This is a genomic window from Halodesulfovibrio marinisediminis DSM 17456, from assembly GCF_900129975.1.
In the GTDB taxonomy this organism is placed as follows: Bacteria; Desulfobacterota; Desulfovibrionia; order Desulfovibrionales; family Desulfovibrionaceae; genus Halodesulfovibrio; species Halodesulfovibrio marinisediminis.
This window is the reverse complement of sequence record NZ_FSRG01000003.1, coordinates 551926-573921: the sequence shown is the minus strand read 5'-3', so window position 1 is coordinate 573921 and position 21996 is coordinate 551926. Positions and strand designations below refer to the sequence as shown.

Below are 21996 nucleotides of genomic sequence, written 5' to 3'. Positions count from 1 at the left end.
GAGAGCGCGTATGAATCAGTTATTTAACGACTTCTAACTCTACACCTTGGCTTTCAAGCTTTTTAATGAAAACTTTTGGATTCTTTTTAAACTTCGGCAAGCACATCTGACAGCAGAAGTATACTCGCTTTCCGTTGTGATCTGCATACAGGTCCTTATTGATATCGTTACCCATTACAGGACACTTGGTCTGTGGTGTGCCAGCAAATGCAGCAGTGCCCGGCATAGCAAAAGTGATAACAGCAAATGCCAACACAGCAATTCTTAAAAGTGACTTCATTCTCATCTCCTAACATCTTTGTGCTACTCAATTGTTACATTGAGTTCGGTTTGGAGTAAGGATAATCCTGTTAGCTTTGTTGTGCTTTTCTGCATAACAGGCAACTCCTTACCTACCAGTTGTTCTAGTTGTGCAATACGCTGTGCCTGATCTGTCAGGGCACGCGCTTGAGCTATGTGCAGCTCAAAATATGTTTTTTCTGCCGCGATAACCTGTTGCAGGTCTACTTCGCCGCTCTGATACGCTTCCAAACTAACTTCCACAGACTGTTCTGCTTTTGGAATCAAGCTTTCATCATACAAGACAATCTGACGAACTGCGTCACGATAACGGTACAAGGTCAGTTCCAAGTCTGCCAGCAACGTGTCTTTACGTCCTTTCTTTGCTTTAATGGCAACCAGTCTTTTCTCTCTGCCTTCTTCTACAGCGGCATCTCTGCTGTCCTGCCAGATCGGTATGTTCAAACTCACACTCGCAATAACCGGATCATCCCCATTCTGACTTGGATCTCCTGAACGGGCCTTGTCTGTGTAAATTGATTTGATCCCGAAAGTGAGGTCTGGATAATAATTCTTCTCAGCCAACGTAATTTGAGCATCTGCACTGGCTAATTGCTGATCAAAACTAAGTAACTCGGGATTAGTATTTGCAAGAAGTGTTTTGAGCTCCTGCCCTTCAACCCCTAACTCTAATTCAACAACATCAGAAAGATGTACGGGTTCCTCAATATCCCGTCCCATGGCTGCATTTAACCGCGCCTGAAGCGGGACAAACATATCTTTCAAGGACGCTTTTCTGTTTCGGGTAGAATCAAGTTCAACTTGGGTTCGTAGCACATCTGCGTAAGGTGCATTTCCAGCAGAGTATCGGGCACGATTAGTAGCTTCCATAAATTCTAACAGTTCAATCTGCTCGCCTGTCAGCTGGATAGCGCGTTGCAAATACAGCAATTCGTAATATCCCACCTTAACGTCACGGAAAATTCTAGTTTTAATGCTGTCTGTTCTGGCTTTCAGCACATCTGCTTCACGTAGCGCTACCTTTTCTTTAGCACCTAACTTACCAAGCCATGGGAATTTCTGAGTGAGTCCATAACTCATTCTTTGTGGACCAACACGTGTTTCAACCGGAACGATGTAGACACCAAAACTCAATTGAGGGTCCGGCAGTGTAGAAACCTGTGGTGCTTTTTGAAGAGCAGCCTTCCACTTGCTGAACGCTGCCTGCAACTCCCCATTATTTTCAGCTGCTATTTTTAAATAAGAAGGAAGGGGATCAGCTTGTTCGTCTACTGCATATAAATCGCCTACGGCAAACAGCAAGAGTCCTACTGCGAAAAAGAATCGTAAAACCATATTTCCTCACTTAATTTAAAACACATAGAAATAAACCTTATATAATCAAGCAAGTAAGATGTAGTTATTATATTCTATGCAACTGTTTAATAACTATACAGCTAATCCATTCCTCATAATAAACTCAGCAAGAACGAGACCACTTCAACTAATCCTTACTATTTTAGTCAGGTATAAATCCCAATGAACAGTTTCTGAGCTCTCCTTCAAGAATACTGTTAAAAAAACATACACACAGCCATTTGAAAAAACTGCATGTGTATAATTATTTGACAGTTGTAACCTACATACAATGACATGGATTTTACCAAATATATCTGCTCATTGCCTCAAAAGCATTTTCAGCTTTTCATAGTGTCACAATGTATTTTTTAAAAGACCTATCGTTATCAATAGATTAACGGTCAAATGCATTGAAGTTCATCATGCAGCGCGAAACCGAAATTAAACCGTCCCCCATCTTGGTTTACATAAGTATTTTGGTTGTACCCCTCCTGCAGCTTTACTAGACAACCACAAATCTGTAACAGGGGCTCTTCGTTTCTATCCGCACCATGCGGCAATCTACACTGTTCATCAAAATAATGATGTGTACAGACATGCTCCCTCACTTTTCACAGCAGACGAGGGAGAGATTTTCAACTCAACAGCAGTGCACAACTGTCTTCACCTTGTAAAACTTGATACTGAACCAACGGAGGTTCCCATGAAAATGAAAGGTCAACGCGTCTTGATGTTTGTAGATAATATTTTCGAAGACATGGAGCTTCTGTATCCATACTATCGCCTGATTGAAGAAGGTGCGGAAGTCGTAGTAGCAGGTCCTGAGGCTGACACCGTCTACAAAGGTAAAAACGGTTATCCATTCAAGTCTACAGCTGCTATCACAGATCAGCAGGCGACTGATTTCGATCTTCTTGTTGTTGCAGGCGGTTTTGCTCCTGACCAGCTCAGACGTGATCCTAAAGTTCTTGAACTCACCCGTGAGATTTTCGAAGCTGGTAAAATTGTTGCTCATATCTGCCACGGTGGCTGGATTCCGATCTCCGCAGGAATCATGAAAGGCTTTACCTGCACCTCTACACCTGGAATTAAAGACGACCTAATGAACGCAGGAGCTAAATGGGTAAACGAAGAAGTCGTTGTAGACCGAAACCAGATTTCCTCCCGCAAACCGGATGATCTGCCAGCTTTCTGTCGCGCCATTATCGAAGAGGCAACGAAGTAAATATACGTTCTCCCTGTGTCTTAACACTTAATTTTGGTATAACTCCAACAAGTTAAGATTAAGTGTTGCAGTCAGACAAAACGTCTTTTTTTACTCATAAGCTCTTCCACTTACGTATAATTTAGGCAACGGAAACAACTAGTGGCTTTGTTGTTTCCGTTGCCTCTACTTACCCTTCATTGCAATTGTCTCCATTGCTCGTCATCCCATTATTACTCAACGTAAACTCCCCCCTTATTCCATCGTAGTTAAGCTAAGCCCCAAAGAGCCATCATCGTCTTCTACCACTGAGCCCGTGCATTTTTATTGACAAAAAAAACGAGAGGCTCTACCTTTTAAAAAAACCGACCGGTCGGTATTTTTTGGAGGTAAATATGACACGGAAGGGAGACCAAACTAGAGAGCGTATTCTTGTTGAAGCTGCTCGACTTTTTCAAAAACAAGGATTTCAGACAACTAGTCTCAGTGATATTCTCGCAGCAACCAACTTAAAAAAGGGAGCGCTTTACTTTCATTTTGCAAACAAGAATGAGATCGCTCTTGCAGCTCTCGAACGTGCCCGTATTGAACTTTCTAGCTTTTTAGATAACGCCCTATCTAGCCCGAATCCACAAGAAGCCCTCAATCGTTACTTTTCGTCTTTATTAAACTGGCAACAAGAAAAAGGGCTTGTTGGTGGCTGCATATTCGGCAACACAGCTTTGGAGATGGGGGATACTGACGAACGATTTGCATCATTTGTTGCAGCAGTCTTTGAAGACTGGATTATCCGTCTGCGTAATGTGGTTGAAGAAGCCCAGCTGGCCGGAATTGTTCGCAACGACATTAGTGCAGATAGCTTAGCACGACACATGGTTGCCGTGACTGAAGGGGCAATCATGCTAGACAGGCTTAACAAAAATAATCGAGCACTTAGCGAATCATTCAACAATCTAAAATTGTTTCTATTCCTAGACTCTAAATAATATGCACACAACTGGAGATCATAAAATGAAATCACTTCCCCTCGTACAAAAATATCTTTCCACTTTACTCATGCTAATTTTTCTAGCTCTCGGTACTAACGCTAATGCAGCCGAGATCAACGACTCAGTTGCCCTGTCAGGAATTAAAGAAGGGAAAGGGGTATATTTAATAAGCTTGGATAATCCCCAAAAAACAGCTCTTTACCTTGAAATAATTAAATCAACCCACCAGAGCATGGCTGCTCAAGGTGTTAAGCCAGATTTTATTCTTGTATTTGTTGGCGCGACGGTACGTTTCCTTACCACTGAACCTGCTGAAGAAGCTAAGGAGATTAAACCAGTACTACAGTCCATTGCTTCTTCGGTTAAAGCGCTTAAAGAACTTGGCGTACGACAAGAAGTATGTGTTATTGCAACAAACTTTTTCAAAGTGCCGAACGAAAAGCTGCTTCCGGGACTTAGCCTAGTCGGAAACGGATTTACCTCACTTATTGGATATCAAGCTAAAGGTTATGGACTTGTACCAATTTTCTAGAACAACCGTTTGATGTTGTAAGAAAATACAAACCCACACCTTACGCTAGTTAAACCCAACGTTTCGATTTCTTGAGAACAAAGCGGTAGATAAGCATAAAAAAAGCTCTAGCGATTAATCGTTAGAGCTTTTTCAACATCCAATTTAAAATATTAGCTAAGAAATGGACTGAAAGTCAGTGTAAAGAAAAGGCTCCGCCCTTCCCAAAAAGGCGGAGCCATCGCAGAAGCACTGCGATAATACGGAACGCACTGTATGCGATTAACTGAAAATTCTTTCAAAAATATATGAGACCGGAAACCAGCATCCTATAAGAAGCACCAACAGAAACAATATTTTTACATATGCATTTTTTGCATATTCAAGGGTGATAAGAGCACTACCTGTATCAATGTCCATTACCACAAACTTTTCTTTTCCTTCTTTGCTGCTCAGAAGATCTCCCACGGTAAACTCGTCTGTATCGCACACAAGCAGATTCGGGTTTATGAGTCCGCCTGTGGATGAAAGCACAAATTGATAGTTTACCACAGGTTGCGGGGAGAATTCTTCGTGCAACTCACTTGAAAGACACTGAGATTGGGCAATCACATTGATGTTTTTTTCCATAGGATACCCTTTTGTTAATCGTTTCTTATGGGAAATCAGAGGGCATCAAAGGCTACTATGATGCCCCCTGGTTCATTTATTGTACTGCTTGAGCAGCTTGTTGCATTTTGCGTTCTTTACGGCGCCCAACAACCATTGCTTTCAGGATAATGAAAGCACCGACCCCAAGGGCAAAGCACATGAGCCCAAAACTGGCTTTACTCATGCTGGAAATAAGGGAAGCATCCCAATTGATGGTGTTAAGCTGCTGGAGATATTTCGGAATAGCCAGACCGCGGCTGAATGCTACGATGAGCATGATGGTAGCCATTACGTATTTGATTACGTAATCTTTTACGTAGGTAGTGCCGATAGCGCCAAGTTGCACACCAAAAAGAGAGCCTGCAAGAATGATGAGTGTAAGGCGAATATCAACCATTCCGTAGAATGCCCAAATAAGAGTGCCGCCAAGCCCCATTACGAATGCAACTACAAGCTCAGTTGCAGAAGCCATAAGACTGGACATGCCAATAAGGTAGATCATACCCGGAACACCGGCGAAACCGCCAACAGCGATAGTTGCTGCAAGCAGACCAGCGGCAAAGCCAACAGGAGCTGTGAACCAGAAAGAAATTCGAATGTTACTTGCCTTAAAGTTCACCATTGGCCACAGATTGATAGACTGAAGCTTTTTGGCAATGTTGGTAACCTGTTCTTCGCCGCCGTTACGCTTTGTAGAAACAGCATCTTTCATAACAAAGCCGCCTACAGTTACCAGAACAAATACAAATGCCAGAGAAACGTAGAGGTTGGAACCAGCCTGTCCCCATTGTTCTAGGATAAACTTCTGAATTTGAATACCTATCTGAACACCGACTTCAGCGGATACACCAACAATGAGTCCCATTTTGATGTCCACCTGACCATACTTATAACGCTTAAGTGCGCCTACAAGAGCCTTAGGAAACTTGTGGCACATGTTACTTGCCACAGCCACAGGTCCAGGAACACCAAGACTCATCATACCCGGTGTCAGAACAAAAGCACCGCCGGAGCCGATAAAACCGCTCACAAGGCCGCCTACAAACCCAACAAAGAACATGAAAAGTACCCCTGTCATAGACAGGTCAACAAAACGGGCACCATCTAATAACACGTCATGCATGTGATATCTCCTAAGTAATCTTGATTAAGCCTGTAAGGTCGCACGAGGACGTGTATCCTGACGCTTAGTAGCACTTGCTTTGTCCTGTTTCTGTGCTGATGAAGAAGCTTCAATGCCAAGGGCTGTCCATACGTTACTGGCAAAGTTGCCATGAACGTATGAAAACAAGAAAACAGTGGAAACAGGCAGCAGACAGTATGCGCCGCCTTTAGAGAACAACTGCACCATAGGGTTTGCAAACATATATACAGCGGTGTACAGCCCAATACTTGCTGCGCCGAACAACACTGCACTAACTGCTGCTTTTTTCTTTCTATTCTGGGTGGTATCCATTCCTTACTTCCTCCTCTTTACTTCATCTGTGACTACATACGAATCTGGGGTCTTTTGCGGGAATTATCAGTCGCCTGCCAACGCTTCTGTTTTCCTGCAGTACCACGATGTTTGACCCAAAATTGGGCGGTGCGCTTATCTCCGCCTTCAGCAAATGCCACAGCCATGAATAGTTTTTCCAATCTGTCGAATAAGCTCATGACCTACTCCTTTAGCCACTGCTTTCAGGGCTAAGCTTGCGACAGAAAATAGAACGGAACTCCAATGTGTAATTGTGATGACTTTATTGAGTTAGGTTGGAGAATTGCGAACTGCAATTCTTTCAGTTCCCGACAGATGCCGTTAACTGCTGAATAAAACTCATCTGACGTAACAATGTGTTTCACGTTCATGGTCTCTGCCGGAATGTTTATTTTTTCGACCTCCTCATGAAATGCTTGTTTGAAGGATGATTGAGATCCCTCAATCAAATTTTTCTTTAATGCACTACCTGCGGGTAAGTGCACAATTCTTGCGAAAAGCAGGGAGCTATTAAGTCTTTCTGCAAGCGGTATTGCTGCACGAATTGCTTCCCGTTCTTTTTCCGCGCTTTCGTAGGCAACTACGATTTTCTTTTCAGATTTGCCCTGACTCATGATGTGTAGCGCGGTATCTACATCCCCAGCCTGTGCAAAGGTTGCAGCTGTGGAGATGGTTCCCAACATATCCAGTATATTCATATTAATTCCTGCAAATAGATTGGCATGATGCCTTTTTTTACCATTAGCAGAGAACGTGCCATTCTATAACGCGCTGAAAAGAAAGGATAAAATCTTGAAAAACAGAAAGGCATAAAAGCATAACTGATTCAAAATGCAGCGTTTTTAAAAAACCCGCTGCATTTTACAGCACTTGAGGTGAAAAGGTGGATAAATCAAAGGAGAAGTGATTCATATTGCAGCAGCAATTACAGCTAGAACCAGTTGCCACAAAGGAGTATAGTAAGAAAAAAGAGGTTATTATGGGATTTTTCAGCAGGTTTGAAGAGACAGCAGAAGAACGGGAAGTTCCAGCGAGCACACAAGAGACATTGCGTAACTCTATAGAAGCGGCTGATTTGCCGGAAAATATCCGAAGGGTCGCATTGGACGAGATCGCTAAGCTCGACAGGATTGATCCTTCGGTAGCCGAGTTTGGCGTAGGCGTTACATACGTTGAGTTGTTGCTGTCGTTGCCATGGAAAGAGTCGTCTCAAGATAATCTGGATATTGAAAATGCCGTAGCGGTACTGCAGCAGGAGCATCTCGGGCTTGCTGCAGTAAAGCAAAGAATTCTTGAATACCTTGCCTCCAACATCAATCATCATGTGCGCAAAAGTGTGGTACTCGTTGTGGATGATGAGGAAATATCCCGAGATAATATCGCATATGCGCTGAGCAAGCTGTCATGTGATATCCTTAAAGCTGCAAACGGGAAAGAAGCTGTCCATATTTTGGAAAACAGAAAAGTTGATTGCATTGTAACAGACTTGAAGATGCAGCAGATGGATGGGTTGGAACTGCTGGACAAGGTGCAGACATCATGGCCGGACACAAAGCTACTGATTGTTACCGGCTACGCAACAGTGGATAATGCAATAAGCGCTCTGCAAAAAGGTGCGGTTCATTATTTGCCAAAGCCTCTTAATCTGGAAGTGCTCAAGGTAACCGTTAAAGATATTCTTGATCAGAAAAAGCATGCCTGCTCAGTTTCAGGCCCCATCCTATGCTTTTCGGGCCCTCCGGGAACCGGTAAGACCTCTATTGGTAAGTCAGTTGCCAATGCGCTCGGACGAAAGTTCATCCGCCTTTCTTTAGCAGGAATGCGAGATGAAGCTGAGTTACGCGGTCATAGGCGAACGTATGTAGGTGCTATGACAGGAAGAATCATTACAGAACTGAATAAAGCAGGTGTAAACAACCCTGTCTTTATGCTCGATGAAATTGACAAGATTGGACAGGACTTTAGAGGTGATCCCGCCTCTGTGCTCCTTGAAATTCTTGATCCGGAGCAAAACAGACAATTCCTCGACTACTATCTGGATGTACCGTTCGATCTTTCCAGAGTCATGTTCATCACCACCGCCAATATGGTGGACCGTCTTCCTGCACCGTTGCGTGACCGCATGGAGATTATTCCGTTCTCCTGCTACACATTGTCAGAAAAAGTGCACATAGGACTGGAGTATCTCTTGCCGCGTCAAATGCAGGCAATAGGCTTTGCAGATAATGATATTTCATTCACCGCTGATGGTATGTCCGCGCTCATTACCGGATATACTCGAGACGCAGGTTTGCGGAGTATAAACAGGGAAATTGGTAATGTATGCCGCAAAGTAAATTTACGTATACTGCAAGGTGAAACACTAAAGCCTGTAGTAATAGATAAAAGCGATATTTTTGACTTACTCGGTGATACCCGATTCGTCAGCGAAGCAGCCATGGCAACACCACGTGTGGGAGTTGTTGCAGGGCTTGTATGGAGTGAATCAGGCGGGCAGGTTATCTATATTGAAACGGCAAAGATGAAAGGCAGTGGACAGCTTATTATGACTGGTTCACTGGGAGATGTGTTAAAAGAATCTGCCCAGACTGCTCTCAGCTTTTTACGGAGCAATGCACAACATTATTCTATTGAAGACGAATTATTTTCGACACACGACATTCATGTTCACATTCCGGCAGGGGATATATCTAAGGATGGCGCATCGGCAGGCATAACAATTGTTACTGCACTACTTTCATTACTTGTGAATAGACCATTACGGGGTAATGTTGCCATGACAGGCGAGTTTACTCTCAGCGGCAGGCTGCTGCCTGTTGGCGGATTACGAGAAAAAATTCTTGCGGCGCAGCAAGCGGGAATGAAGCAGATTATCCTCCCTGAATGGAGCAAACAACAGGTATTGGCGATGGACGAAGAAGTTGTAACAGCTGTTGATCTGCATTTTGTATCTTCGCTGGATGATGTGCTGCCGCATGTTTTTGCGGAATAGTTTATTCGTCCAGCCCGAACCGTTTCATTTTTCGCCACAAGGAACCGCGGTTAAGCCCTAGCAGTTTTGCCGCGTGCGATTTGTTGTTGTTTGTGTATTTGAGAACACGCCTAAGATGGTTACGCTCGTTTTCTTCCAGTGAAACGATAGGTTCAGTGGTGGGAACTTCCAGTCGTGTTACAAAAGTTTGCTGAAGGTCGGGTGGAAGGTGGGCGGCGCGAATATTTTTTCCATTGCAAAGTACAACAGCACGCTGCATCAAATTTTCAAGTTCCCGTACGTTTCCAGGGAACGGATAGTCATTCAGGATGGTGAGAACGTCATCGTCTATTTCAGTAATTGTTTTATCAAAGAGCGTTGCAAACTTGTTTGCAAAAAAGCTGGCAAGCAGCGGGATGTCATCTGTACGCTGATTAAGCGGTGGAATTTCCAGCGTAAGAATGTTCAGACGATAATACAAATCTCTTCGGAAGGTACCTTGCTCTACCATTTCTTGCAGGTTTCTGTTTGTTGCTGCAATAATGCGTACATCGACCGGAATCTCTGTTGTTCCGCCAACCCTCAGTAGCTTTCGTGTCTCCAAAACTCTTAACAAATTTGCTTGCATACTGAGCGGCATTTCGCCGATTTCATCCAGAAAGAAGGTGCCCCCGTCCGCAACTTCAAACAACCCTTTCTTGACACTCCCTGCACCTGTAAAGGCGGACTTTTCATGTCCGAAGAGTTCGTTTGCCAGCAACTCTTCATTAAATGAAGCGCAGTTTACCGCCACAAACTTATTATCACATTTGGGGCTTCCTACATGCAAGGCTTTGGCAACCAACTCTTTGCCTGTACCGGTCTCTCCATGAATAAGGACTGTACAGTTAACCGGAGCAATCTGATCTATCTGCTGTTTCAGATTCGTAATACTTTGACTGTGCCCTATAATGCTGTCTGTGCCTTTTCTGAAATTTTTACGCAGTGAAGCGACTTCTTCTTTCAGTCTTTTTTTCTCCAGCGCCTGCTGCACATACAGGGTAACTTCATCCAACCTGATGGGCTTTGCAATATAGCGAAATGCTCCCTTATCCATGGCATCAACCGCGCTGTTTACTGTTGCATACCCAGTTAAAACAATTACCTCGGTGTCCGGAGAAGTACTTTTTATGTGATGCAGCAATTCTATGCCGTCTATGTCCGGCATCTTTAAGTCAGTTAGTACAACATCGAACTCCTGCGCTTCCAGCGACGCCAGTGCTTCATTACCATTTTCAGCAGCTGTTATCTGCCCGCCAAGCTTTGTAAGCGTATGGGCGAGGTTTTCTCTGGCAATAATTTCGTCTTCAGCTATCAGAATGCGTGGTTCTTGCATGATAATGACCTTTGCTTTGCGATTACGTTATGCTGCTGAACTGGAATGCTGCATCTTTGGAAGGTCTATAAAGAAACAGGTTCCTTTTCCGAGCTCACTTTCAACACGGATTTTCCCGTTAAATTCTTCGATGATTCCATACGCCACAGAAAGTCCAAGTCCTGTGCCTTGTCCCACTTCTTTTTGGGTGAAGAACGGGTCGAAAACTTTAGGTAAGTCTTCTTCACTTATCCCTTTTCCTGTGTCGGCAACAACGATGGTACTCATATCGTGCGTCGCTTTTTCCGAAACATAGATATGTATCTCACCCCGTTCCGGTTCAATCGCCTGAATTGCGTTGATTATCAAATTGATGAGAACTTCCCCCATACGTTGTGGATCAATGTAGACCGTAATTCCAGATGGGACATCAACAGTAAGTGAAACACCAGATGGAACTTGTGATGAGACGAGTGAAACTGCTTTGCCGACAACTTCAGAAAGAGTAACAACCTGCATACAAAGATCAGTATGACGCGCAAATTCAAGCAGCCCTTTTACAATATCTCGCGCCCGAAGAGTTTCGCTTTCAATGTTATGCAACAACTTTTTCTGAAAGGAATCAGCAGAGTCAGAAAGGACTTCCTGAAGGATTTGTGCAGAAGTCGATATGTTATTAAGCGGATTGTTTACCTGATGGGCAATACCTGCACTAAGAGTGCCTATGGATGATAATTTCTGTGCTTGAACAAGCTGAGTCTGACGATTTTCAAGTTCTGCAACCATGCTGTTGAAGGCCTTTTGAACCTGCGACATTTCGTCATCATATTTTTTTACGTTAACATTGCTGAAGTTACCCTGCGCAATTTTTTGCGTGGTCTCTTCAATGGCTTTAAGCGGGGCGATAATTCCCTTGGAGAGAAAGTAGACTGTAAAGAAGAGAAGACCGGCAACAGCAAGAACTGAAATAAGAATGTAGTTACGCAGCAGTCTGTTAATATGAAGAATATTTTCTCGTTCCAGACGAGATATTAATTGCGCTTTTACGACTAGTTCGTGCCCAGTGTTGCGAAGCTTTTCAACGTCTTTTTTGTATTCATTGGAGTCCTTATTTTTAACTCCATGCATGGCGATGATGTTATTCTTGTACAGTGAGATGGTGTCTTTTAGCTGTATAATATACCTGATAATTTCCGGTTCCAGTTGAAGTTCTGTACGCCTGTGCAGTAGCTCTAGAGTATTGTCGATGCCTTTAAGGGCGGTCTGATAACTCTCCTGTTCCCCGTAAAGTAGATAGTTTTTTTCTTGCCTTCTAAACTCTAGAATAATTTTCGCAATATCATCAATAAACTCAACTGAGCTTATCTTATCTTCTACAGTGAGAAGCTGGTTGTAAAAAAAAACAGTCTGACTTCCAAGACCAATGGAAAGCAACAAAAAACCAACTAATATTCGCTGTTTGATATTAAGCTTCATCACGTCGTTCGTCCTATAAGGTCAGAAAATAAACTGAATGAGTAAACACTACCTTATTGTGACTTATTGCACAAAGTCAATAACATGCAATATTATTAGTTAGATAGTGTAAAAAGATATTGACTGAATTATATCTACAGTTTTCCAGCCCTTACCCTTGATTCAAGCACATGCCTTGTTCAAATTATATTTGATTTGAATAAACAAATTTTCGAATCATGCCGACTGAATCGCCACTCCCTCATCATATCCGAACAAGTACTTCACATAACTAAGGCAAAATCAAGAGTGAGCCCAGACCAAACAAAAAAAGCTCTTACAAAAAACATGTAAGAGCTTTTTTCTTTTATTTAAAACATTAGATGGTTAAGCGAACTTTGATGCCTCTTCTTTTGACTCGCGGAACAGATCATCAAAGATAACACGTGCAGCCTGTGCCTCTTCAGAAGCTACAATTTTGTGTTCTTTTGCCTCGATAGCAATAGCTGTAAGACGTTCCAACTCTTCAATCATACTTTTTGGAGCATCCCCCAAGTCAAGGTTTGACATCCCACGCGCCAGTGCTTCTTTACGAATTTTTTTCTTAAGTTGATAAATTTTGCTAAGGGCCTTTCTCTCAGCTTTTGCTGCATTAATAGCAACATCCTTCAAGTCTTCAAAACGAGCCAGAGCTACTCCCTCAATAGACCATGGGTCCACATCTGGCAGTGCTTCAATGTTAATAACAGGGTCTTCATAGCTTTCCTGATGAGCTAGATCTAAAGTAGCAGCTCTAACAGCAGACATCATCAACAAAATAGCTATACCCAGCAACGGTACCCCGCCAACAATCGCGGCTGTTTGCAAGGTTGACAGGCCACCCATAAACATAAGAATCGTTGGCAAAAATGATAATGCAAACGCCCAAAAAAGACGGTTCCAGCGCATTGGTTCTGCGGTAACATTATTCTGAACCACAGCAGCCAAAATATACGAAATCGAATCAAATGTAGTTGCAGTAAAAATCACACACAAGATTGTAAAAACAGCAATAACCACAGTTCCAAAAGGTAATGTCGATAAGACGTTGAAGATAGTAGCTGAGGCTCCCTGAGTATTTAATAGTCCCACTACATCTAGTTGACCTGAAAGCTGTAAAAAGATTCCGTAATTGCCCATAATCATAAAGAAGAGAAAGCATCCCATGGAACCAAAAAAGATTGCACCAACAACCATTTGTTTAATTGTACGCCCACGAGAAATACGAGCAATAAACAATCCCATGGTAGGGGCAAAGACTAACCACCAAGCCCAGTAGAAAATAGTCCAGTCTTGCGGAAAATGCGTATCTTTAAATGCACCATAGCCACCATACGGTTCAGCCCATGTTGCCATCACAAAGAAATTTGTAAGCATTCGACCAAGGGAATCTAATCCTGTTTCGAGCATGAAGGTAGTCGGACCAACGCACAGAACATAAAAAAGCAGCCCCATTGCTCCCCAGAAGTTAATATTACTTAATACCTTAATCCCCTTATCCATTCCTGAGTATGCAGAATAACCAAACAATGCTGTACACACCATTAGCACAATCACCTGCATAGTTATGTTTTGTGGCAAACCAAAAAGATGACTTATCCCACTGTTGATAAGAGGAGCAGCCAACCCCAACGAGGTTGCGCCACCACCAAGCATGCCGAAGATAAAAAGTACATCAATAAGTTTTCCGACCCAGCCATTGCATCGTTGTTCACCAAGAACAGGCATCAACGCATAGGAGACTTTAAGAATAGGCTGGTTGCGCACATGAAAAAAATACGCAATAGGCAATGCCGGTACTAAATAAAGAGACCACGCCACTGGCCCCCAATGAAAAATACCATACGTTGCAGCCCAACGTATGGCTTCATTGCTCCCCGGCTCCAGCTGAAAAGGAGGATATTGGTAGTAATAAGCCCACTCAATAACTCCCCAATATAAAATACTTGCTCCAATACCACCGCAAAAAAGCATCGCCGCCCAAGAGCTAGTTGAATATTCAGGATCTTCATCTGGACTACCTAACTTAATCTGACCAATATCGGAAAAGACAATATAAATAACAAAGAAAACTGCAGCAAGGCCAATAGCCAGATACATAACGCCCATAGAATCTGTCATGAATGTTTTGGCAACGCCAATCCATTCCTCCCCTTTATGCGGAAAAAGCAATAAAGGAAGAGCTACTGACACCAACAGTCCCAACGCACCAAAGAAAGTTGGTTTGTCAATAAGTTCAAAGCGTCCTTTCGTCATACACACTCCCTGCTAATTACTATATCTAGCTATACCAAATACACATTCAAAAAGGACAGCCTGCCTTGTATGTTTGAATTTGTAAACCGAATCAAAAAAATTAGTAGGTTATACACGTCACAATACCCGATACTGTCGTTTTTTTTATAACTTGATATCCACAACTTGTTAGTTGGGATAACGCACGGGCATGTACTCACGTTGATCACAAAAGCTATATAAGACTTGGATCCTGAATTTGCTGAAAAAGCATAAAATGATGACATTGATGTGATCTACCTTGCTCTGCCCCCCTGTTGACAACCTACCAACGCTGTGTAGTTCTCCCCCTACATTTGTTGTACCCTAAAAAAACAGAACGGTTGACGGCACTACTTTTACAGCACAAAAAAACTACCAAAAGGTAACTCTTGTTTACTCATTAAAATTTTTTCGCTCTTCCATTACATGTTTCAGTTCAGCTCGTAGACTCTTTATTTCTACCTGCGATCATCGATATGACCTGCCGAAACGACACCATCACGATACTTCTTTTGCCACAAATACAGGCTGTGCGAACTTACTTCTACCCGCTGAGTAACATCTTGGACTAAATAGCCATGTTCTGTGATCTGCTTCTCTGCTTCAATTTTGAATTTATCAGTGCAACGCTTATCGTTCATCGTATCCTCCTTAAATTACAATTTCATACCTCAAAAAAGTCTATAAAACTTAGAGCGATTCAGTTTCTCAGTCCAGAACGTGCAGCTTCGAAAACAAGTTGCTTTTGCAAGACGACTTAAGGTAGTTGCCCTAAGCAATTCATTGTTTGAAATTTGAAATCAGCGCTGGGTCGTTGAACACTATCAAAGGAGAAATGCCATGGGCCAAAATACATTGGACCCTGAAGATTGGGGAGCTTTTCGCGCTTCGGCACACAAATTATTAGATACTGCTATCGATAAAATGCAATCCGCCAAAGAAGGAAGAGTTTGGACGCCCTTGCCGGAAGGTATGAAAGAAGTCTTGCGTGCTGATCTTCCAGCTGATGGTCTTGATCATGAATCGTTGCAGATGAAACTCGCAGAGCTATTGCCGTATGGTGTGGGAAATACACACCCGCGCTTTTTTGGGTGGGTGCATGGAGCAGGCAACCCCGGGAACGTATTAGCTGAAATTACAAGCGCAGCTATGAATGCGAATCTGGGAGGACGTGACCATGGTGCCATCTATGTTGAACAACAAGTCATAGAGTGGAGTCGCCAAATGATGGGCTTCCCGGAAGAAGCAAGTGGGCTCGTGGTTTCCGGAACCTCCATGGCAACCATTATCGCCTGCAAAGTCGCAAGGGATTCAAGACTTGATTATCAATGCAGAGAGCATGGTGTCGGAAAGGCTCCATTGGTTGGATATGTTTCCGAGCAGGCTCATTCTTGTATTGCACGTGCTTTTGATCTGTTAGGGTTAGGGAGCGGATCACTGAGGCGAATCCCTTGTAATGACGACTTTTCCATGAACCTAGCTGCACTGCAAAAAGCCATTGAAGATGACCGTGCACAAGGTTTTGAGCCCTTTTTCGTTGTAGGTACGGCTGGTTCGGTTAATGTCGGGGCCATTGACAATTTGGATGCGCTTGCAGAAATGGCCAAAAAAGAAAATTTGTGGTTCCATGTTGACGGTGCCTTTGGTGCCACCGCTATTTTGAGCAAAACCGTGCAAGAGCGGCTTTCCGGCCTTAATCGAGCAGATTCACTGGCATTTGACTTTCACAAGTGGTTACAGGTTAACTACGATGCGGGGTGTGTGCTGATTCGCTCCAAGAAAAAACATCTGCAATCTTTTTCTGGGCGAGCGGAATACCTTACTGGAGTAAATAAAGGGCTGGCTGCGGGAGAGTTGTGGCCTGTGGATCTTGGTCCAGAGCTGTCTCGAGGGTTCAGGGCATTGAAAGTGTGGGCTCATATTCTTGAACATGGGGTGGATAAGCTAGGCGCATGCATTGATGAAAATTGCAGACAGGCAGCCTACCTTGGTGAGAAGGTTAAACAGTCTGCACAGTTTGAGCTTTTAGCCCCCGTTGCTCTCAACATTGTCTGCTTCCGATACCTCTCGGAGACGGAAAGTGATTTAGACACCCTAAACCGAGATATTGTTATTGCTCTGCAGGAAAGAGGAATAGCGGCTCCTTCTACCACCTTCTTGAATGGCAAGCTGGCCATCCGCGTGAATATTACAAACCATCGTACAGACATTCAGGATCTTGATTTGCTTCTGGAAGAAATCCAAAAAATTGGAAATGAATTCGCTAAGTAAAATCAAAGCTACATCTCATAAGAACCTATTTTTACGGGCTTTGCTATAAAGGCTTGGTTTAAGCTCTGAAGGCTTTGGGCCTCAGATATTACCGCCTGACCCCACCCGCTTTCAAACCTGATCTAAAGAATCTTTTAATCCAAGAGGAAATTAACTTGGCAAGAGATGGACGTTGAACATAGATTTGCGACTGGTAAAAATGTCGACATCTAAAATGCTCTACAAAATGATTAAGATCACGTGGATTGGGAAAGACTTCTGAAAAAGGCTAGTCTGTAAAGTGCCCGCAAAAGTAAAATCGTAGGCCTCGCTCTAGCGAGGTCTACGTAACATAGCTAAGTTGCTATATACGTTTCCTGAGAAGACTCATCCATCGTTCATACAGTTAGATTAGGTTAAAAGTCCTCTTCTTCCATCCCCAAACATGTTCTGACTTGAGGTTAAATTCTACATAAAAATGCCAAGTCATCTCCAGTCACAGCTTACAGGTAAGCGATAACGTTTTACTCTATCCCACCGCCCTGCTCTCCGCACATTAACTGCTTTTGTAACTATTGATCGTCACAAAGTAACTTGCTGCAACCTCGCAACGACTTAGCAACCTATCAGAACAATAAGAATCAGCTCCTTCAAATAGACCAATCAGCAACTTGTCTAGATTATAAGTGACGGTCAACGCCCTGCAATATCGGTGTAACATAAGCACCACATTTCCCCCGTAAAACCTCCTCATCGAAAGTAACAACTCTTTTCTGACAGGTTCACGAGGAAATGCCTTATGCAAAACGTTACACAGGTAACCATAAAAAAACAGACACCAGCCATTTCGACTAACGAACTGACTAAAATTTACCCAAATGGCACCCGTGCTGTTTCCAATGTGTCACTTACAGTGGCATCAAATGAATTTGTTTCTATCATCGGCTCATCCGGCGCAGGTAAATCCTCTCTGCTGCGATGCCTTAACCGTCTCATACGCCCTACTTCCGGAACGCTTGAACTGTTCGGGGAAGACATCACTGCTGTATCCGGCAGAGAAATCAGACAAGTCCGCAGAAAAGTGGGCATGATATTCCAGCAGTTCCATCTGGTACGCCGCCTTACCGTACTGGAAAACGTGCTGGTAGGCCGCCTGCGCTTTAACAGTTCTTTCTTCAGCCAATGCTGCTCCTTGCTGCGTCACTTCAGCGCAAATGAAAAAGAAATCGCCTTTGAATGCCTCAAGCAAGTCGGCATTGCCCATCTTGCCTTCCAGCGTGCAGACACCCTTTCCGGCGGTCAGCAGCAACGCGTTGCCATTGCACGCGCACTGGCACAAGAGCCTGAAATCTTCCTTGCTGACGAACCCATTGCAAGCCTTGACCCACACAGTGCAGAGGTTGTGATGGATACTCTGAGAGAAATCCACGAAACACGTAACATTCCGGTGCTTGTAAACCTGCATCATATTGATTTCGCCACTCGCTACGGCAAACGCATTGTCGGTATGCGCCACGGTGAAGTTATTCACGATGTCCTGCCGTCCAACCTGGATGATGACATGATCACTGAAATTTACGGCGCACGAATTAATGAGGCTAGAGGCGAGCTTGCTGCTTGCGCCTAGCCCTTAACAAATAAACGTCTTGCTTTTTTATTCCTTAAAAAATGGAGATTAGTATGTATCGTCGTTTAGTTATGAGCATTGTTGCTGTATGTATGCTTGTTTCAATGACAATGCCTGCCTTTGCAGCTGCCAGTTCTGAAGCATGGCCTTCCAAAATCCGTGTCGGCTTTATCCCTACTGAAGGTAACGCAGACATCAAAAAACGCTTCGCACCACTTACCGACCACCTTCAGGAAATTCTCGGAATTGAAGTAGAAGCATTCAGCGCATCCGACTACGCAGGCATCATCACTGCAATGACTCACAAACACATCGATTTTGCGTACTTCGGACCTAAAAGCTACACCGAAGCTGCTGAAAAAGCAGGTGCTCAGGCACTGATAATGGAACTGAACAAACAAGGGCAGCCAGGCTACACCGGAATCATCATCGTCCGCAAAGATTCTAACATGCAAAAGCTCTCCGACATCAAAGGCAAAGTCTTTGCTTTCACCGATCCTAACTCCACTTCCGGCTACCTTGTACCTAACGTACTATTTGCCCGCGACCTCAACGTAAAACCTGAAGCCTACTTCAAACAGGTCAAATTCTCCGGCTCCCACGGTGCTTCCATCCTCGCAGTAAAAAACAAAGGTGTTGAAGTAGCTGCTACCAACAACATCGACCTCGACCGCATGATTGAAAAAGGTCAGGTTTCCATGGACGACTTCCGCATCCTCTGGCGCTCCGAACTTATCCCGGGTGCCCCAATGGCAGCACGCCGCGACATGCCGGAAAGCCTCAAAGCTGCATTCACAGGCGCAATGCTCATGTTCAACGCAAACAAAGCAGGTGTCGAAAAATTGCAGAACGGCGGCTACCAGTTCACCAGCGACTCTACCTACGACATTATCCGCTATCTCAAACGCCTCAAAAAAGAACTCGCAGCTAAGTAATTGACACTTTCAGATTGTGGCAGACCTGCACACCCATGGAACGCGATCCCTAAAAGCTCCAGCTAGATAGGCGTTACAGTAATTAACAGGCGCCCCATATGCAGGTTTGTCACCAATCTGACCCATCAAGCCTACCAGAGGATAACAATGACAGATTTAACGCTTGATCAACTTACTCCCAAAAAAAACTTGAGCCAAAAAGCAGTTATCGCAACTGCAAGTGCACTTATAGCCACCGTACTGGTCATCACCTACATCTGGTGTGGAATTGACCCTATAAAACTGTATGAAAAACGACAGAACGCAGCAGAGTACCTTTTCGGGCATGCAGTAACCCAAAGCGACAAGAACGCGGCACTAGAACAGGCTAGCCGCCTGCCAGCGATCATTGTTCGTCAGGAAGCTATAGCAGAAGTGCGTAACCGCATGAAGGCTGAAGGCAATATGGATTTTACAGAAATGACCCGCAAAGGGAACGAGCTGGCGCAGGAACGTCTGGCTAATCTTGATCCCGCCACAAAGCAGGCCATTATTGATGAAGAATATACACGAGTGCTGGATGAAAAGCGTGGCGGTTTCTTCCCGCCGGAAATGCGTCCAGAACCGCTCTTTGAGTACACAAAAGCTCTTGTAGAGACACTTGCTATTGCTATCTGGGGAACACTGATTGCTTTTATCGCCTCTATTCCGGCTTCTATGTTTGCAGCACGGAACACCCTTAAAATCATTATCCCTGGCAGCTCTCCAGTTCGTAAAAAACTTCGCCGAACTATCCAGTTCTCCATGCGACGCTTGCTGGACTTCTGTCGAGGCTTCAATGAATTCGTCATGGCGCTGATCTTCGTAGCAGTTATCGGACTTGGTCCTTACGCCGGCGTACTTGCGCTTGCCATCCACTCATTCGGCATTCTCGGAAAAGTATTCAGTGAAGGTATTGAAGCAATTGAACCAGGGCAAGTTGAGGCAGTCGAAGCAAGTGGCTCAAGCTCAATCCAAACTATCGCATTCTCTGTTCTGCCACAGATCATGCCGCTGGTTGCAAGCTACAGCCTGCTACGTTTTGAAACCAACGTGCGTAGTGCAACAATCCTAGGTTTTGTTGGCGCAGGCGGTCTCGGCTTCCTAATTTTCGATAAGCTAAACGGCTACCTCTACCGCGAAGTATGCACCATGATGATCATGGTAATCCTGATGGTAACCATCATCGACTACTTATGCGGCAAAATCCGTAGAAAGTTTGTGTAACAGTGACAGCTAACCGATTGAAGGAACAACAAATGCTAGTCAGAATCAACCACAAACTGAATACGATCTGCTGCCCATACGCAGACACTGTATTCAACCGGAGTCTCTTCGCTATCCACGTTAACGGATTCAACAACCATGACTGGGCTTTGACGACCAAGCTTGAGAAGACGAGTCTCTTCTGCATTCGCCATTCTCGCCATAATGCGGGTGGACTTTCTGACGTAATCAGTAACGCCCAAGGCAGTAAAAACGGCAGTGACAGAACAAGTATCTACATAGATATCACCAAAGGCGGGAAATCGCTCCTGCGGAAAATATTGTGTGGTACAGCACAGCGGATATGCATCCGCGCTGCCTACAGAACGCAGCCGCACAAGCGGCGCCATGGGACGAAGGCACAACGCCTTGGCACAAACAGCGTCAGCAGAAACAACATCGTGCTTCAACAGCTCTTCACTCGGAACTTTGCGTTGCCGCAACAGATTCTCACGAAACCGGACACGGCGAGCAAGAAAGTAATCCAGCTTGTCCCTGCGGACAAATGCTCCGCGTCCCTGTTCAACCACAATCAGTTCTTTACGAACCAGACCTGCCAACGCCTGACGCACGGTATGACGATTCACATTAAACCGTTCCGAAAGTTGCTTCTCTGTAGGCAGTTTTTCGCCAGCAGAATACGCGCCCTTATAGATCTCTTTTTCCAATACAGATTGAATCTGATGCCAAAGAGTCACCCCTTGCGCGCGTACAAGTTTCTGTGGACTGTTCTTGTTTTCCTTTTGTTTCACAACGCATTCTCCTTTCTGCCGAAATTGTGCGTAAAAGCAGCACAGTACATGCAGAGAGGGAAGATTACGTGGCGTTTTTGTTACAACAACTCGTAGAGTTATCTAGACAACTTTCTTTTATTTGGAATGATTATGAACCAGATACAGACTGAAAACAGACAACATTGGATGAGCGTGCTTGCACGTACCTCGCTTGCAGATATTCAAGCTGCATGGAGTACATTATCCAACAAACCGAAATACTCTTTCCTACGTCAACCGGAAACAGGTCTGGCAATGATTCAGGCTCGCACAAACGGTAGCGGAAGCCCATTCAACATGGGCGAAATAACACTCACCCGTTGCGCTGTGGCAATCAGTAATACAATAGGCCATGCCTTCATCGCAGGACGAGACAAACGCCATGCAGAACTGGCTGCTGTCTTTGACGGCCTGCTTCAAGATCCTGACCGCAACGCACACCTCACAGAAGCAGTCATTAAACCTATGGAAGAAAAACTTATGGAACAGCGACAGACCAAAGCTAAAAAAGTCGCATCCACCCGTGTAGATTTCTTTACCATGGTTCGTGGAGAGGACTAA

The 21996-nt window shown here is 44.2% G+C and carries 21 protein-coding genes; 9 read left to right on the top strand and 12 right to left on the bottom strand.

Going from position 1 to position 21996, the window contains the following annotated elements; genetic code table 11:
* Nucleotides 1–19: 19 nt before the first annotated feature.
* The gene (locus BUR09_RS02800; protein ID WP_074215421.1) at nucleotides 20–280 is read right to left on the bottom strand and encodes a TA0938 family protein; all 261 of its coding nucleotides are present in this window, start codon (nucleotides 278–280) and stop codon (nucleotides 20–22) included.
* A 23-nt stretch (nucleotides 281–303) separates the two neighbouring features.
* On the bottom strand, nucleotides 304–1635 hold the full coding sequence (locus BUR09_RS02795) for a TolC family protein (protein WP_074215420.1): 1332 nt from the start codon (nucleotides 1633–1635) through the stop codon (nucleotides 304–306).
* Nucleotides 1636–2341: 706 nt separating this feature from the next.
* On the opposite strand from BUR09_RS02795, the gene BUR09_RS02790 reads away from it, so the two are divergent.
* The 3 genes from BUR09_RS02790 (at nucleotide 2342) to BUR09_RS02780 (ending at nucleotide 4363) form a co-directional block, all read left to right on the top strand.
* A complete protein-coding gene (locus BUR09_RS02790) occupies nucleotides 2342–2863 on the top strand; it encodes a type 1 glutamine amidotransferase domain-containing protein (protein ID WP_074215419.1) in 522 nt (173 codons plus the stop codon).
* 374 nt (nucleotides 2864–3237) lie between these two features.
* Nucleotides 3238–3828, top strand: coding sequence for a TetR/AcrR family transcriptional regulator (locus BUR09_RS02785; protein WP_074215418.1), 591 nt, complete (start codon nucleotides 3238–3240; stop codon nucleotides 3826–3828).
* Nucleotides 3829–3853: 25 nt separating this feature from the next.
* Nucleotides 3854–4363, top strand: a complete 510-nt coding sequence (locus tag BUR09_RS02780) for a DsrE family protein (RefSeq protein ID WP_074215417.1) — start codon at nucleotides 3854–3856, stop codon at nucleotides 4361–4363.
* Nucleotides 4364–4624: 261 nt separating this feature from the next.
* On the opposite strand, the gene BUR09_RS02775 is transcribed toward BUR09_RS02780, so the two are convergent.
* From BUR09_RS02775 to BUR09_RS02760, 5 genes are all read right to left on the bottom strand, one after another.
* On the bottom strand, nucleotides 4625–4972 hold the full coding sequence (locus BUR09_RS02775; protein ID WP_074215416.1) for a hypothetical protein: 348 nt from the start codon (nucleotides 4970–4972) through the stop codon (nucleotides 4625–4627).
* Nucleotides 4973–5048: 76 nt separating this feature from the next.
* Entirely contained in the window at nucleotides 5049–6116 is a 1068-nt protein-coding gene (locus tag BUR09_RS02770; RefSeq protein WP_074215415.1) for a sulfite exporter TauE/SafE family protein, read from the bottom strand.
* 24 nt (nucleotides 6117–6140) lie between these two features.
* A complete protein-coding gene (locus BUR09_RS02765) occupies nucleotides 6141–6449 on the bottom strand; it encodes a hypothetical protein (RefSeq protein ID WP_074215414.1) in 309 nt (102 codons plus the stop codon).
* Between the two features lie 32 nt (nucleotides 6450–6481).
* A complete protein-coding gene (locus tag BUR09_RS16785; RefSeq protein WP_175565974.1) occupies nucleotides 6482–6649 on the bottom strand; it encodes a hypothetical protein in 168 nt (55 codons plus the stop codon).
* Between the two features lie 30 nt (nucleotides 6650–6679).
* Nucleotides 6680–7168: a hypothetical protein gene (locus BUR09_RS02760; protein ID WP_074215413.1), complete on the bottom strand. Its 489-nt coding sequence runs from the start codon at nucleotides 7166–7168 to the stop codon at nucleotides 6680–6682.
* Nucleotides 7169–7449: 281 nt separating this feature from the next.
* Here BUR09_RS02760 and BUR09_RS02755 point away from each other — a divergent pair, with 281 nt between their 5' ends.
* Entirely contained in the window at nucleotides 7450–9462 is a 2013-nt protein-coding gene (locus BUR09_RS02755; RefSeq protein ID WP_074215772.1) for a S16 family serine protease, read from the top strand.
* A 1-nt stretch (nucleotide 9463) separates the two neighbouring features.
* On the opposite strand, the gene BUR09_RS02750 is transcribed toward BUR09_RS02755, so the two are convergent.
* The 4 genes from BUR09_RS02750 to BUR09_RS02735 all read right to left on the bottom strand — a co-directional run bounded on the left by BUR09_RS02750 (nucleotide 9464) and on the right by BUR09_RS02735 (nucleotide 15207).
* Nucleotides 9464–10816 (bottom strand): sigma-54-dependent transcriptional regulator, encoded by a 1353-nt coding sequence (locus BUR09_RS02750; protein WP_074215412.1) that lies wholly within the window; start codon nucleotides 10814–10816, stop codon nucleotides 9464–9466.
* Nucleotides 10817–10843: 27 nt separating this feature from the next.
* Nucleotides 10844–12271: a sensor histidine kinase gene (locus tag BUR09_RS02745; protein WP_074215411.1), complete on the bottom strand. Its 1428-nt coding sequence runs from the start codon at nucleotides 12269–12271 to the stop codon at nucleotides 10844–10846.
* 366 nt (nucleotides 12272–12637) lie between these two features.
* On the bottom strand, nucleotides 12638–14545 hold the full coding sequence (locus BUR09_RS02740; RefSeq protein ID WP_074215410.1) for a BCCT family transporter: 1908 nt from the start codon (nucleotides 14543–14545) through the stop codon (nucleotides 12638–12640).
* 479 nt (nucleotides 14546–15024) lie between these two features.
* Nucleotides 15025–15207 carry a transposase gene (locus tag BUR09_RS02735; RefSeq protein WP_074215409.1) on the bottom strand — a complete coding sequence of 61 codons (183 nt, stop codon included), beginning with the start codon at nucleotides 15205–15207 and terminating at the stop codon, nucleotides 15025–15027.
* A gap of 199 nt (nucleotides 15208–15406) precedes the next feature.
* Here BUR09_RS02735 and BUR09_RS02730 point away from each other — a divergent pair, with 199 nt between their 5' ends.
* The 4 genes from BUR09_RS02730 to phnE all read left to right on the top strand — a co-directional run bounded on the left by BUR09_RS02730 (nucleotide 15407) and on the right by phnE (nucleotide 20623).
* A complete protein-coding gene (locus tag BUR09_RS02730) occupies nucleotides 15407–16837 on the top strand; it encodes a pyridoxal phosphate-dependent decarboxylase family protein (RefSeq protein ID WP_074215408.1) in 1431 nt (476 codons plus the stop codon).
* Between the two features lie 778 nt (nucleotides 16838–17615).
* Nucleotides 17616–18443 (top strand): phosphonate ABC transporter ATP-binding protein, encoded by an 828-nt coding sequence (phnC, locus tag BUR09_RS02725; RefSeq protein WP_074215407.1) that lies wholly within the window; start codon nucleotides 17616–17618, stop codon nucleotides 18441–18443.
* A 53-nt stretch (nucleotides 18444–18496) separates the two neighbouring features.
* Nucleotides 18497–19378, top strand: coding sequence for a phosphonate ABC transporter substrate-binding protein (gene phnD / locus BUR09_RS02720; RefSeq protein ID WP_074215406.1), 882 nt, complete (start codon nucleotides 18497–18499; stop codon nucleotides 19376–19378).
* A gap of 147 nt (nucleotides 19379–19525) precedes the next feature.
* On the top strand, nucleotides 19526–20623 hold the full coding sequence (gene phnE, locus BUR09_RS02715) for a phosphonate ABC transporter, permease protein PhnE (protein WP_074215405.1): 1098 nt from the start codon (nucleotides 19526–19528) through the stop codon (nucleotides 20621–20623).
* Between the two features lie 35 nt (nucleotides 20624–20658).
* Here phnE and phnF read toward each other — a convergent pair whose 3' ends face one another.
* On the bottom strand, nucleotides 20659–21414 hold the full coding sequence (gene phnF, locus BUR09_RS02710; protein WP_074215404.1) for a phosphonate metabolism transcriptional regulator PhnF: 756 nt from the start codon (nucleotides 21412–21414) through the stop codon (nucleotides 20659–20661).
* 132 nt (nucleotides 21415–21546) lie between these two features.
* On the opposite strand from phnF, the gene phnG reads away from it, so the two are divergent.
* Nucleotides 21547–21996, top strand: a complete 450-nt coding sequence (gene phnG / locus BUR09_RS02705) for a phosphonate C-P lyase system protein PhnG (RefSeq protein WP_074215403.1) — start codon at nucleotides 21547–21549, stop codon at nucleotides 21994–21996.